This window comes from Wenyingzhuangia marina, assembly GCF_900130035.1.
GTDB classification, from domain to species: domain Bacteria; phylum Bacteroidota; class Bacteroidia; order Flavobacteriales; family Flavobacteriaceae; genus Wenyingzhuangia; species Wenyingzhuangia marina.
On the sequence record NZ_FQXQ01000003.1, the window covers coordinates 554,498 to 567,836 of the forward strand.

Sequence of the window (13,339 nt, forward strand, 5' to 3'; positions counted from 1 at the left end):
GGATTTAGTTACGGATTTGGTAAGGGAGAAGCCATGATTTACTCTGGAAGAAGAAGATAAATACAAACATCAAATACAAAATAAAATCGCTGTATTGACTTTCAATACAGCGATTTTATTTTATTAATTAGTCAATAATCAATCTTTTGTCCTTAGGGTGTTTTACTAAATATTCAATATTTAAAGTTTTACTAGTGGTTTTAGGAATGGTTAAGTTCCACTTTAATTCTCCAGACAAGCTATTCATTTCTGCATCTGAAATATTTAAAACCTCAACTTTAATTTCATCTGTGACAGAAACTGGCACTTGATCTAACACTTGAATATTAATAGGTTGATTTTTGTTATTTTTAATATCAACTTTCCAATGTCTAGTAGTTTCTACATTTTTACTCAAGAACTTCTGACCCACATTTTCGGTTACTGGACTTCTGTTAATATCTATTTGTTTGTCAACTCCTAAAGAAATAATAATTTCTTCTTTTACAGCTTCTAAATCTAATACTCCTTTGCTTTTAAAAGTGTTGTCAAAAAACACATTGGTCTCTCCATCTAACAATTGATATTTTTCCCAATCCTTAATTTTAGCGGTTAAATATGCTGATTTGTTCACTTTTGGAACTGTGTAATATTGATATTCTGCAGGAACTTGTAATGTTTTTAAGGTGATTTCTTTTACGTTTACAGTACTTTTTACTGTTTGATTCTTTTCAATCTTAAAATTAACAGCTGTTTGGTTGATGCTTGTAACGGCATTGGCTCCATTTTTAGTGGTAATAACAACAACACCATCACTTCCTCTACTTCCATAGACACTAGTGGCAGAAGCATCTTTTAAAACTTCAAAAGACTTTATTTCCTCTGGAGTTAAATTAGATATTTTATCCACAGAAACTCCATCAACTATGTACAAAGGAGAAGATTCATTATCATCTTCTGTACTAGTAGTTCCTCTAATTGCTAGTCCTGGAACATGACCTGACAACATTGAAGTTAAGTTAGAATTAGGTACTTTAACTTCTTTTGGACCAACAGAAGTAATAGAGCTCACTGTACTTGCTTTCTTCTGATTTCCATAACCAACCACCACAACTTCATCTAGAGATTCACTACTAGGGTTCAATCTAAAATTTAACGTTTCATTTGTTACGAATTTTTCTTGAGTTTCATAACCTAAATAACTTACTTGAATGATTTTGGTATTGTTAGGTAAACTCAGAGCATACTCTCCATCAAAATCAGTCATTGTAATAATATTAGTACCTTTTGCAGAAACATTAGCTCCTGGTAATGGAGTTCCACTTTTATCTAAAACTTGACCTTTTATATAAGAAATGTTGTTAGTAGTACTTCTTCTTTGGTTAAAAGACAATTGATAAGGTGTTAATTCTGGAGCTACTCCAGAAACTGTTGGGTTGTCTGATGAAAAAGTCAAAGCCACATCATTCCAATCTACTTGTGAGTTTTGCTGTAAATTGGCTTTATAAGTAATTTCTAAAGGATTGTTAATGTCAATTGCTTTGATGTCATAAGAAGGATACCAACTCACATTGTCTACCAAATAAGTAATTTCAAAATTTGTGTTTTCTATTTTGGTAGTTTCTACTTTTACAAAGATTTCTCCTGTGGGTAATTCTTTGTTATTACTAAGGGTATTAATTTCTCTAGTAATTTTTCTTTGCTCTTCTCGTAAATTTGTGAGTCTTTTAGCAATAGCCAATTCTTCTAATTTTAATTTTTTATACTGATTGGCATAATAAGTAGCAGTTTGGCTTAAATTGTTTACGGTTAAGGTTTGATTGGTTCCTCCAATGGTTTTGTTTTTTTGTAAAAAATCGATGTTCTGACTTACTATTTCAGACTGAGTGATCTCTAAGGTAATTTTATCAGTGATTGTTTCGCGCTTTTCTTCCAAAGCTTTTACTTGCTCAGATTTTTTAATTTCGTTGAGGTAGTTTTTTTTGTGATTTACGGCAAGAATATTAATGCTTGGAGCTGTTTTTACTTGAATGCTTTTTACATCGATAAAAGGAGAGAGTCCATTAAAGATAAGAGTAGTAATTCCTTTTTTTAAAGAAACTTTTACATCTCTGTTAATTTGTGCCTTGTTTAAGAAAACAGTGGCTTTGTTTACTTGGCTTGCTGTTTTTTGTTCTTCTTGGGCAAAAGTAATTTGCGTTAATAGTACAAGTGCTATCAGCACTCTATAAGTCTTTTTCATATAATTTTGTTTTTCTCTAAAATAGAAAAAAACATTGACAATTATTTCTTTTATCTATTGTCTGATTCTTCTTTGCGACCTTCAATAATCAACTCGTTGGCTTCTTGCATCAAATTAGAAGATATATTGTGAGAAGTAGGTTTTGTTTGATCTATGCAAAAATCTACATAAAGTGGTAAGTGATCAGAATTGATAGATTCGAGTGTTTTTATTGTTCGAACTTTAATGTTATTAGAGTGATATATCAAATCCAAAGGAATTTTAAAAAAACGATATTTGGCAGGAAACGTAGAAATAAATCCTCTTCCTTTTCTAGCATCTTTTAATCCTGATATTTTAGTAAACATTTTGGTAATTCTAGACCAAGCAACACTATTAAAATCTCCAATAACCACTGTGGGTAATGTTTGTTTTTTTACTGTTTTGGCTATAGAAAGTAATTCTCCATCTTTTTCTTTAGAGTTAGATTCTTCTGTAGGACTTGCTGGGGGTGGATGGATTCCATAAAACATAAAAGGAATTCCGTTGTTGGTTTTTATTTTTGCAGCAATGCTAGGAATGTCATCAGAAATAAAATAATTTACCTTAAGATCTTCAATTTCTAATTTGGTATAAAAATGCATTCCATAGGTGTTTTCTAACGCTACTTTTTTATAGTTAGGATAATTATCTTCTATTTTTTCTAAAGCATGTTCCCAATCTTTATTGCTTTCAAGGGTTAACAAGATATCTGGTTGATACTTGGCTATCAAATCAATTAAAAGATGATATTCTTTGTTAAACTGATATACATTTACTGAAATGATAGAAATAAAATCATCACAATCCGTAATTACTTTTTTGTTTCTTAAAGCAACATAAGGATATAAAATTTTGATATTATGAGCAATAGTAATTGATAAAATTAGCTGAGCTACAATAAAATAATAAGTAGGTTCTAAGTATAAGAATCCGAATAATAAGATAAAAACTTGAAAAACGGTAAGGTGTATTTTACCAAAACTAGCAATTCTAAAAATCCAATGTTGGTGAGGAACTTTTGGTAAAAAAGTAAACACAATCATTAATATGTTTAATGTGTAATAAACAGCTTCCATTAATTATTTGGTTGTGATTTTAAATTAATACCAACGTTTTTTCTTGGCTTTAGAAGCTTCAGATTTACGACCTTTTTTATACTTGCTTCCTTGTTTTTTATGTACTTCTGGTTTGGCAGCAGGATCTAATGGATAAGGATGATTTTCTTCAACAGTAATAAATTTCCCCATTAGTTGTTGAATGTCTTTTAAATAAGGTTTTTCATCGGCAGAACAAAAGGCTACAGCACGTCCTTCTTTTCCTGCGCGACCCGTACGACCAATTCTGTGCACATAACTTTCTGGAATGTTAGGCAAATCAAAATTGATTACAATATCTAAATCTGGAATATCAATTCCACGAGCAGCTACATCAGTTGCAATTAAAATATTAACATCTTTGTTTTTAAACTTATTCAATGCCTTGGTTCTAGCAGCTTGTGTTTTATCACCGTGAATGGTATCAACCTTATATTTATTTTTTAACAAGGTTTCTTCTAATTTATCAACCCCAAACTTGGTACGTCTAAAAATGATAATATTTCCGTGTAAATTGTTTCTTAACAAGTGCAAACACAATTCTATTTTTTTAGGTTTTGGCACCATGTATAACTCTTGATTCACTGTTTTGGCAGCAGAAGATATAGCTGAAACCGATACTTTTTCAGGCTCTGTTAATAATTCTTTGGCCAAAGCTTCAATTTTAGGAGGCATGGTGGCAGAAAATAGAAGCGTTTGTTTTTGTTTAGGACACAAACGTTCAATTTTTTTAACATCATCAATAAAGCCCATGTCTAACATCATGTCGGCTTCATCTAACACTAAAATCTGAATGTAATCTAAGTTTAAAACATCTCTTTTGTGTAAATCTAACAAACGACCAGGAGTAGCAATTAAAATATCGACTCCTTTTTTTAGTTGATCTATTTGTGGTTCCATAGACATTCCACCGTATACAGAAGTAGTTCTTAAATTGGTGTAAGTACTGTAACTTTTAAAGTTTTCTTCTATTTGTACAGCCAATTCACGAGTAGGACTCACCACCAAAGCTTTTATTTTTTTGTCTTTTTTACTAGCATCTGTTTGCGAAAACAAACGATCTAAAATAGGCAAGGCAAAAGCAGCAGTTTTTCCAGTTCCTGTCTGGGCACTACCAATAACATCTATTCCATCTAAAACCAAAGGAATGGTGGCTTGTTGAATAGGAGTAGGAGTGGTGTAGTTTTGCTCTGCTACCGCTTTTAAAATTTTAGCGTTTAAGTGTAAGTCTTTAAATGTCATAAATAGTGTTTACTAGTCTTGCAAAGATAGGGAAGTTGTTAGTAATATGTGTGTAAGTATTTTTATCTAATTTGTTTAGAGCGTAATATTGATTGTATCTTTAAGAATTGACAAAATTGCACACATGAAAAATATTTTTATTATAGGAAACGGCTTTGATTTGGCACATGGGTATGATACTGATTATGCTTCTTTTATTAGGTATTTAATCGATAATGATAAACTAATAGAAAAAATTAACACTAGAGAGGGAGAAAGAACAGTTGTAAGGAATCCTGGGGCTAGTAGAGCTACACATAATTCAACATTTACAACAAATAAAAATGGTTTGAATGTGAAATATGAAATGTTTATTGATAATGAATTTTTAAAAGAGATTATATTTAAAACCAACATAGAGAAGTGGTGTGATATTGAAGTTTTGTATTATGAATTATTAAAACCGTCAAAGAATCCCAAAAAACTAAATAATGAACTAAGTCAAGTTAAAAATGAATTAGAAAAATATTTATGTCAATTTAATAAAGAACAAAATGTCATCGCAGAATTCTCTTCTTTCTTTGAGAAAATAGGAAAAGGCAGAGACAATTTGGTATTGAATTTTAATTATACCAATACATTTGAACGTCTTTATAAAAATAAAATAGATAGTATAGAAGTGTTAAATTTTCACGGTCAGTTAAATAGCAAAACAAATCCTATTATTTTTGGTTATGCACCCACAGAAGAGGAAACTAAAGTTTTAATTAATAAAAATGATAATGAGTATTTAAAAAATATCAAACGTTATTATTATAAACAAACTCAGAACGAAAATAAGCTTAATGAGTTCTTGGAAAAATCAGATAAAAATATTGTGAATTCAGAAGAGATTAATGTTTTTGTGCTAGGTCATTCCTGTGGTGTTTCAGATAGAAAAATACTGAATGATATATTTACGGACAAAAATGTAAAAAATATTAACATCATGTATTATAAAGATTATCAAGGATATTTTGATACGTTGGTAAATATAGATAGGGTGATAGGTAAAGAAAGTAATTATGGTGTGATTAGAAATTTTGAATTGTCATTACAAGCTCCACAAAAGAATGATGTTGAGGATATAAAAGTAAACTTTAATAATAAACTAAATGTTTTGGTTAAAGAACTACCCGTAGAGATAAAGAAAACATATCCAACATTTAAAATAAATAGTTAATTAAAATTGGAAACAAAACAATGTCATTAAACATACAAGTAAAATATTTTTCTGAATTAACCACTCAGGAGCTATACGGAATACTACAATTAAGAAGTGAGGTTTTTGTGGTAGAACAAAATTGTGTGTACCAAGACATAGATGGGAAAGATGAAAAAGCTTTACATGTATTAGGTTATAAAAATCAAAAAATAATTGCTTATACACGTGTTTTTAAATCGGGAGATTATTTTGAAAGGGCAAGTATTGGTAGGGTAGTAGTGGCTAAAAAAGAACGTTCTTTTAAATATGGTTATGCTATTGTAAATAAATCCATAAAGATAATTGAAGATCAATTAAAAGAAGAGAAAATAAAAATTTCAGCCCAATTGTATTTAAAATATTTTTATAACAATTTGGGATTTATAGAAGAAGGAAATCAGTATTTGGAAGATGGAATTCCACATATTGCCATGATAAAATCCAAAGAGCTATCTTAATTTTGGAGACGATATTAAATAAAAAATGAATGTATTTAAATACATTCATTTTTTATTCTTTAAATCACTTAAAAAGTGGTTTATCACTATTTTTTATAAATATTTTTAGGAATGGCATGTTTGTTTAATAACAAAGCAGTGCTTTTGTATTTTACATATTCTTTGGTTACATATAAATATCCGTTATAGTCGTTAGATTGTCCCCAAGAGTTTTTTACAATATAATATTCTTTATCATTTTGGTCTTTTGCCAAACCAATAATTTGCATTCCATGATCATCTGTAGTTGTGTAATTGTCAAATGCTTTTTGTCTCATTTCAACAGTAACGTTTAATTCAGGTTTTGGACCGTTAAACATGGTGTTACGTTCTTCAGTAGTCATATTTTTGTAGTCAACAGCTGGTACATAAGCCACACCATTTTTCCAACTAAAGTATTTTTCACTTACATCAGTTGCCCATCCAACAGAATATCCTTTTTTAAGAGCGTTGTCTATAGAAGCAGTTAAATCTTCCATGTTTACATTATAAGCATAATCAAAACTCCAGTTGTCTGGAACTGCTAAAAATACATTTTGATATACAGGTTCACTAGGAATACAAGTCATTTCTATATAATCATTGGCATTTAATCCAATTACTTTATTGGCAAATTCTTTAGGAGTATATGTTTTTCCTTCGTATTCAAAATGTTCAGGAACTTTTCCTAAATAAGAATCAACCACGGCAGTAAAAGCCTCTAACCAGTTTGGTGTTAATTCTCCATTTTTGTTTTGAATTACACCATCAAGCATTCCTTTTAAAATAGCTTGCATTTCACCAAATTTGTTGTAATCAGTTCCATAGTTTAAACCAGTATAAACTTCTTGTGGTAAAGCTCCGTATTTTTTGTAGATGTTGATCACATCATGTAAAGCTCCACCATCACCCCAAGCTACATGTCCATGCATACGAACATAATTAATGGCTTTTTCTATGTATACACATCTGGCAGTATAAATTTCTGAAATATCAACAGCTTTTTTACCATTCTTAATCATTTCTGATTCAATAAAAGAGTTTCCAGAATAACTCCAACAAGTACCACTACTTCCTTGGTTTTTAACGGAGGTAGTTTCTAAGTTGATGACATCAGTAAATTGAAAACTTTCTTTGGATACAGTACTTTTGTTAGCGTCTAAAGATTTAATTAAGTCTACCTGAGCAGATGAACCAATAGTAACAAAGGAAATCAGTAGAAAAGTTTTTAGGTTATTTTTTAGGGATTTCATAAAATAAAATAGGGTTTATATATTTTTTAATAACTTCACTTTTTAACATTTAATAATATCAAAAAAAACGAATGATTTATTAAATGTTAACAGATGTGAATTTGAGGTAAATATAGCTAAAACACCAGTGTTATAGAGGTAATGAAATCATTTTTAAGCATATGTTAAGAGCTAAAAAGTATTTTATTATTATATAAAAGACAAAGGCATTGAAGTAATATCAATGCCTTTATTTTTTTTAGGAAAATTCTGTTCCTAAGAGTGATTAGAAATCTGTTCTTTAAATATTTTTAAACGTGCTTCTAAATCTTTGTAGTTAGTAAATCCGTTACTTAAATAAGCTTTTTTCCCTCCTCCTTGAATTACTAAACATGGCATTCCGCTAATGCCACTTTTAGCAAAAGTTTCAAAATCTTGTTTGGCTAAATTTAAGTATTTGTCTTCTTTCATTTGAGATGTAAAATTCTCAAAATCATAATCAATAACTGAGATAGCTTCTTTGTAGGAGTTTATTTCTCTTACATCTTTGGCATCAAGATTAATGGTTTTTAACAATAGTTCAGCAAAATCTAAAGCCTTGTTTGGAGCATTTTCTTTAATAATGCTTAAAGCAATGGCAGGAAAAGTAGAATCTAACCAAATATTGTCTTCTGTTTCAAGTTTGTTTACAAATGCTTGACCAAATTTTACTCCCGAAACTTCTTCTACGCTCCTAAAGGCTCCATCTTTAACGTAAGGAGCAATGTCATTAATTTTTCCTATTCTGTTTCCTAAAAACAATCCACCACTAATTACTTCAAAGGCGATATCATCAGTATGATTTTTTTTGAATTCCTGAAACGGTTTAGAAAAACCATAACACCAACCACAAAAAGCATCGTAGTAATATGTGATTTTTAATTCTTTTATTTTTTCAATTTTGTTGTTTTCTAGAGAACTTTTCTCATTATTATTTGGAGAACAAATTCCTGTATTGATATCACAATAATTGTCTTTAGTATCCATTTTTTATTGATTTTGGATGTTGGTCGGTAAATTATTTTTGAATTACATGATGAGATTAATTCCTAATTCAGTTTATATCCCATCAATAAAACTCTCAAAAGAATCTTTAAATCCGTAACCTTCTGTCAATTCTACTTTGGTTAATTTTTTATGTTCTACCAATGCCCACAACACAAATTCTTTAAAAAAGGCGAGATCTTTTTTGTCTAAATCAGGTTGATATTCTGTCAGTAAATCTGTCAAAGGAGTGATGTATTCTAATTGTTGTTCGTACTCTTTGTCTGTTAAATCATTGGCCAATTCAAAATCATCACCAGCTATAAACCATTTAATGATATCATCATAAGGAGTACTAGCATCTTTTCTAACTAACTTTTCAATGGTAGGAAAATAATTTGGAAATAAGGTTTTAATGGCATCGTTGATTAAAGTTTCTGCTACCGATGCCGCTCCTTCTTGCTCTCCTTCATACACCAATTCAACTTTTCCGTTAATAGCGGGAATAATACCCATAAAATCACTCAAACGAATGCTTGTTTTTTGATCTCCATTGGCTAACATTCTTAATTCAGCCGTACTCATTAAGTTTTCATAAGCAGAAATACTCAAACGGGCACTCACGCCACTTTTTACATCTACATATTCACTTTTCCTAGCTTCAAAACCAATTTGTTCCAATAAATCTTTAGCAAGTTCTGGTACATAAATATTTTTAGCTTGATTTTCTTCTAATTTTGCCTCTTGCTGTGTAATGGCTTTAGCAATCTGAATATTATCTGGATAATGCGTTAAAATTTGAGAACCAATTCTATCTTTTAAGGGCGTTATAATACTTCCTCTGTTGGTATAATCTTCAGGGTTGGCCGTAAATACAAATTGCATGTCTAAATCAAAACGAAGTTTAAAACCACGAATCTGAATATCTCCTTCTTGTAAAATATTGAATAATGCCACTTGAATTCTAGCTTGTAAATCGGGTAATTCGTTAATCACAAAAATAGAACGGTTGGCTCTTGGAATCATTCCGTAGTGAATAACTCTATCATCAGCATATGATAACTTTAAGTTGGCCGCTTTAATAGGATCAACATCTCCAATAATATCTGCTACAGTTACATCAGGAGTGGCTAATTTTTCTGCAAAACGCTCCGATCTGTGTAGCCAAGTAATAGGAGTTTCATCACCTTTTTCAGCAATCAATTCTTTGGCAAAACGAGAAATGGGTTTTAAAGGATCATCATTAATTTCAGAACCAGTCACCACAGGAATATATTCATCTAACAAATTCACCATCTGACGTGCCAAACGTGTTTTTGCTTGTCCACGCAATCCTAATAAGTTGATGTTGTGTTTAGATAAAATAGCACGTTCCAGTTGTGGAATTACCGTGTTTTCATATCCATGAACGCCTGTAAACGTGTCTTGTTGTGCTTTTTTTAGGTTGATTAAATTATTTCTTAACTCTTCTTTAATGCTTTTATATTGATAACCAGCAGCTTTTAAGGCTCCTAAGGTTTTGATATTTGGTTGTTTCATATTATCCTTTAATTCTTTTTTTTCTGTTTTGTTCGTAATCTTCAAAAATCATTTCTCCTAGTCCTTGTAAACCTGTGTAAAAGGCTTTTCCTTGATTGGCTTGGGTAAAGGCTCTTACAAATTGCATTAAATAAGGATCTTTTGCAATCATAAAAGTGGTGATAGGGATGTGAAGTTTACGTGCTTGACTCGCTTTATCGTAACATTTACGAACAATATGTTGATCTAATCCATTACTGTTTTTATAATATCTACCATCAGGCAAACGCAAACAACTTGGTTTTCCATCGGTAATCATAAAAATTTGTTTGTTGGTGTTTTTTTTACGTCTTAATAAATCCATAGCCAATTCTAATCCCGCAACCGTATTGGTATGATAAGGTCCTACTTGTAAATAGGGGAGGTCTTGAATGGAAATTCGCCAAGAATCATTTCCAAATACAATAATATCTAACGTGTCTTTTGGATAACGAGTGGTAATGAGTTCTGCCAATGCCATGGCTACTTTTTTAGCTGGAGTAATTCGGTCTTCTCCATATAAAATCATACTGTGGCTAATGTCAATCATCAAAACCGTACTCATTTGAGATTTATGTGTGGTTTCATTCACCACCAAATCTTCTTCGTGTAGTTGAAAACCATCTGCAATACCGTTATTGATTTGGGCATTACGAATACTTTCGGTCATAGAAACCTGATCTAAGCTATCACCAAATTGATAAGCCCTAGTTTCTCCAGTCGTTTCATCACCAGTACCTATTTTTTTTGTGTTGTGATTTCCAGATCCAGATTTTTTGAGTTTTCCAAAAATCTGATTCAACGCTCTTTGACGAATGGCTCTTTCTGTTTTGGCAGTAATCCCTGTTCCTGAATTTCCATCGGGTTTTACACGTTCTTGAATGAATCCTTTTTCAAATAAATCACGTTTGAAATCTTCTAAAGTATACTCTGGGGTTGTAATCTCGTAGGTTTTGTCTAATTGTTCTAGCCAATTAAAAGCCTCATCAACATCACCAGAAGTATGGGTAATCAATTCTTTAAAAATATCTAAAAACTTGTCGAAAATACTCAGTTCTGGAGCTTCATATTTTTTAAAAACAAAACCGGTATAAGTACTATCTCTGTTGTTCATGGGTTTAATTTTAAATGATGCATAAAGCTGCTACTAAATTTAAGAAATTTAGTAGTTTGATGGTTTAGTCGTAACAAGATGTGCTTAATTAAGAATTGTTATAAAATTATAACTCTGTAAAAATCTTATTATCTACTTGTTTGCTTACCACTACATTTTTTGGACCAAAAGTTCCGTTTAATCGATCAAAAGAAAGTAAAATATTTCCTGCTTTTTGATAATTGTTCCAAGCCATGGTAAACTTAGGCGTTTTATCATTAAAATTTGGGAAGTAAGACCATTGTTTTACCAAATGTTCTTGTTGATCTACATAAATCAAATATTTGTTCTCAGGGGTTACTCCAACATTTTCAAAAGTCATTTGCAATACATCTGCTGTATGTCCATCAGGAAGTTTTTCCGTTTCTATATATTTTAAATTTACTCCCGGATCTAATAATTTCCATGGCATTACCAACCAATAAGAATCGTTTATCCACCATTCTTTTCCTTGTTGTAATAACTTTTGGGCTTTTTCAGTATCCTCAACTAAAACACCATTTTTAAAAGATTTTCCTTTTAAAGTATTGATGTTAACTAAAACGACTAGGTTTTGTTCAGGGTTTTCTACACGAACATCTCCAGACCATTTATCCCAGTATAAAGTTCTTTTTCCAAAATCCCATTTGATAAAATGAGTATTGTTCCAGTTTTTTACACCTCCCATTTGTTCCATCACTTCCAAAGCTATTTCTTTGGCTTTTTTTGATGAATTCTGGGCTTGAATATTTATACTTCCTATTAATAGAAAAGAAAAGAGTAAGATTGATTTTATTTTAGTAGATAATTTCATGTTGATTATTATTTAGGATTAGAGTTTTATGATGAAAGTAAACCACTAATTTCTTCAATCCAGTAGTTTGTTTTGGCACCAATCTTACCAGTGCTATATGTTTTTTTAGTGTTGTTGATTAAATCATTTACAATAGATACAATTAATGGACCTTGTACATGTTCTGGATAATTAATTTCAAAAACTTGTTGACTTCCATCAGCCATTGTTAATACCACAGGATTATCATTAAAACAGGTCATTTTAATATTTCCTTTGGTTCCGTTAATGATTAACTCATCACGCCTTGTGCTAATTCCGTTGTTAAAAGCCCAAAAGCAAGAACCTACCACATTGTTTTTAAACAAAATATTGGCAGCTACTACATCATTAGATTTATTGATTTTAGACTGATTAACAGCCAAACCTTGAACATGCTCAATATCACCAATTAAAAATTCCAGAATATTAATTTGATGAGAACCCAAATCATAAAAGTAACCATCACCAGCAATTTTAGGATCTACTCTCCAATTGTTTTTCACGTAGTTTTCATCAACTACATCTAAGGGTTTTGTTAGGTTAATTTGTACATTTAATAAAGTACCAATAGTTCCATTGTCTATCAATTCTTTTGCTTTTAAGAAGTTTGGTAAACAAGTTCTGTAGTAAGCAATGTATAAAGGTAAATTTTTGTCTTTAAAAGCTTTGGTAATCTCCACACATTCTTGATGTGTAATAGCCATAGGCTTTTCTATATAACAAGCTTTTCCAGCCTCAGCAACTTGTAAAGCATAAGCTTTGTGGTATTTTGGAGGCGTAGCAATGTAAACCGCATTAATATCTGGATGGTTAATGATTTCATCAGCATTGGTTGTCCACTCTGGAATATGATGCCTTTTGGCATAATCTTTTGCTTTTTCAGCATCTCTTCGCATGACAGAAATAACAGATGAGTTTGGAGTTTTGTACATGGCAGGTGCACTTTTTACTTCGCACACATTTCCTACTCCAATAATTCCCCAGTTTACTTGTTTCATAAGATTAATTTTATTTTACCTAAAAGTAAGGTATTCTATGTAATTAATGAAATAAGAAAAATGAAGAAAAGATTGGAATTACTCAATTACATTTTGTTTATTTGCAGTTCAATTTAGAGAGGTGCCAGAGTGGTAATGGAGCAGCCTGGAAAGCTGTGGTCGAGAAATCGGCTCCAGGGTTCGAATCCCTGTCTCTCTGCAAGTTTTTAGTCCATTCGAAATTAACAATCATTATAGTTTTATAAAGTGTTTTTGAATATTACTTACTAGTTTCATAAATACTAAT

At 30.9% G+C, this 13,339-nt stretch carries 11 protein-coding genes and 1 tRNA gene; 3 read left to right on the top strand and 9 right to left on the bottom strand.

The window, feature by feature from the left end; all coding sequences use genetic code 11:
• Positions 1 to 127 precede the first annotated feature (127 nt).
• The 3 genes from BUB70_RS09370 to BUB70_RS09380 are packed head-to-tail and all read right to left on the bottom strand — an operon-like array spanning position 128 to position 4,578.
• The gene (locus tag BUB70_RS09370; protein ID WP_073120847.1) at positions 128 to 2,221 is read right to left on the bottom strand and encodes a DUF4139 domain-containing protein; all 2,094 of its coding nucleotides are present in this window, start codon (positions 2,219 to 2,221) and stop codon (positions 128 to 130) included.
• Between the two features lie 50 nt (positions 2,222 to 2,271).
• A complete protein-coding gene (locus BUB70_RS09375) occupies positions 2,272 to 3,318 on the bottom strand; it encodes an endonuclease/exonuclease/phosphatase family protein (RefSeq protein WP_073120849.1) in 1,047 nt (348 codons plus the stop codon).
• A 24-nt stretch (positions 3,319 to 3,342) separates the two neighbouring features.
• Entirely contained in the window at positions 3,343 to 4,578 is a 1,236-nt protein-coding gene (locus BUB70_RS09380) for a DEAD/DEAH box helicase (RefSeq protein WP_073120851.1), read from the bottom strand.
• Positions 4,579 to 4,702: 124 nt separating this feature from the next.
• Here BUB70_RS09380 and BUB70_RS09385 point away from each other — a divergent pair, with 124 nt between their 5' ends.
• Together BUB70_RS09385 and BUB70_RS09390 are read left to right on the top strand one after the other, a co-directional pair.
• The gene (locus tag BUB70_RS09385; protein WP_143155279.1) at positions 4,703 to 5,779 is read left to right on the top strand and encodes an AbiH family protein; all 1,077 of its coding nucleotides are present in this window, start codon (positions 4,703 to 4,705) and stop codon (positions 5,777 to 5,779) included.
• Between the two features lie 20 nt (positions 5,780 to 5,799).
• Complete coding sequence (locus BUB70_RS09390) at positions 5,800 to 6,258, top strand: GNAT family N-acetyltransferase (protein WP_073120855.1); 459 nt, start codon at positions 5,800 to 5,802, stop codon at positions 6,256 to 6,258.
• A gap of 86 nt (positions 6,259 to 6,344) precedes the next feature.
• Here BUB70_RS09390 and BUB70_RS09395 read toward each other — a convergent pair whose 3' ends face one another.
• The 6 genes from BUB70_RS09395 to BUB70_RS09420 form a co-directional block, all read right to left on the bottom strand.
• Complete coding sequence (locus BUB70_RS09395; protein ID WP_073120858.1) at positions 6,345 to 7,529, bottom strand: C1 family peptidase; 1,185 nt, start codon at positions 7,527 to 7,529, stop codon at positions 6,345 to 6,347.
• Positions 7,530 to 7,784: 255 nt separating this feature from the next.
• The gene (locus BUB70_RS09400; protein WP_073120860.1) at positions 7,785 to 8,534 is read right to left on the bottom strand and encodes a DsbA family protein; all 750 of its coding nucleotides are present in this window, start codon (positions 8,532 to 8,534) and stop codon (positions 7,785 to 7,787) included.
• A 72-nt stretch (positions 8,535 to 8,606) separates the two neighbouring features.
• On the bottom strand, positions 8,607 to 10,070 hold the full coding sequence (locus BUB70_RS09405; protein ID WP_073120954.1) for a magnesium chelatase: 1,464 nt from the start codon (positions 10,068 to 10,070) through the stop codon (positions 8,607 to 8,609).
• Between the two features lies 1 nt (position 10,071).
• Complete coding sequence (locus BUB70_RS09410) at positions 10,072 to 11,202, bottom strand: vWA domain-containing protein (RefSeq protein WP_073120861.1); 1,131 nt, start codon at positions 11,200 to 11,202, stop codon at positions 10,072 to 10,074.
• A gap of 106 nt (positions 11,203 to 11,308) precedes the next feature.
• Positions 11,309 to 12,034, bottom strand: coding sequence for a hypothetical protein (locus tag BUB70_RS09415; RefSeq protein WP_073120863.1), 726 nt, complete (start codon positions 12,032 to 12,034; stop codon positions 11,309 to 11,311).
• 26 nt (positions 12,035 to 12,060) lie between these two features.
• The gene (locus tag BUB70_RS09420) at positions 12,061 to 13,053 is read right to left on the bottom strand and encodes a Gfo/Idh/MocA family protein (RefSeq protein ID WP_073120865.1); all 993 of its coding nucleotides are present in this window, start codon (positions 13,051 to 13,053) and stop codon (positions 12,061 to 12,063) included.
• Between the two features lie 115 nt (positions 13,054 to 13,168).
• Here BUB70_RS09420 and BUB70_RS09425 point away from each other — a divergent pair.
• A tRNA-Ser gene (locus BUB70_RS09425) sits at positions 13,169 to 13,252 on the top strand.
• Positions 13,253 to 13,339 lie beyond the last annotated feature (87 nt).

Coding starts and splice junctions, on each gene's coding strand:
- BUB70_RS09370 (WP_073120847.1), bottom strand. CDS start 2,221: ATGAAAAAGACTTATAGAGTGCTGATAGCACTTGTACTATTAACGCAA.
- BUB70_RS09375 (WP_073120849.1), bottom strand. CDS start 3,318: ATGGAAGCTGTTTATTACACATTAAACATATTAATGATTGTGTTTACT.
- BUB70_RS09380 (WP_073120851.1), bottom strand. CDS start 4,578: ATGACATTTAAAGACTTACACTTAAACGCTAAAATTTTAAAAGCGGTA.
- BUB70_RS09385 (WP_143155279.1), top strand. CDS start 4,703: ATGAAAAATATTTTTATTATAGGAAACGGCTTTGATTTGGCACATGGG.
- BUB70_RS09390 (WP_073120855.1), top strand. CDS start 5,800: ATGTCATTAAACATACAAGTAAAATATTTTTCTGAATTAACCACTCAG.
- BUB70_RS09395 (WP_073120858.1), bottom strand. CDS start 7,529: ATGAAATCCCTAAAAAATAACCTAAAAACTTTTCTACTGATTTCCTTT.
- BUB70_RS09400 (WP_073120860.1), bottom strand. CDS start 8,534: ATGGATACTAAAGACAATTATTGTGATATCAATACAGGAATTTGTTCT.
- BUB70_RS09405 (WP_073120954.1), bottom strand. CDS start 10,070: ATGAAACAACCAAATATCAAAACCTTAGGAGCCTTAAAAGCTGCTGGT.
- BUB70_RS09410 (WP_073120861.1), bottom strand. CDS start 11,202: ATGAACAACAGAGATAGTACTTATACCGGTTTTGTTTTTAAAAAATAT.
- BUB70_RS09415 (WP_073120863.1), bottom strand. CDS start 12,034: ATGAAATTATCTACTAAAATAAAATCAATCTTACTCTTTTCTTTTCTA.
- BUB70_RS09420 (WP_073120865.1), bottom strand. CDS start 13,053: ATGAAACAAGTAAACTGGGGAATTATTGGAGTAGGAAATGTGTGCGAA.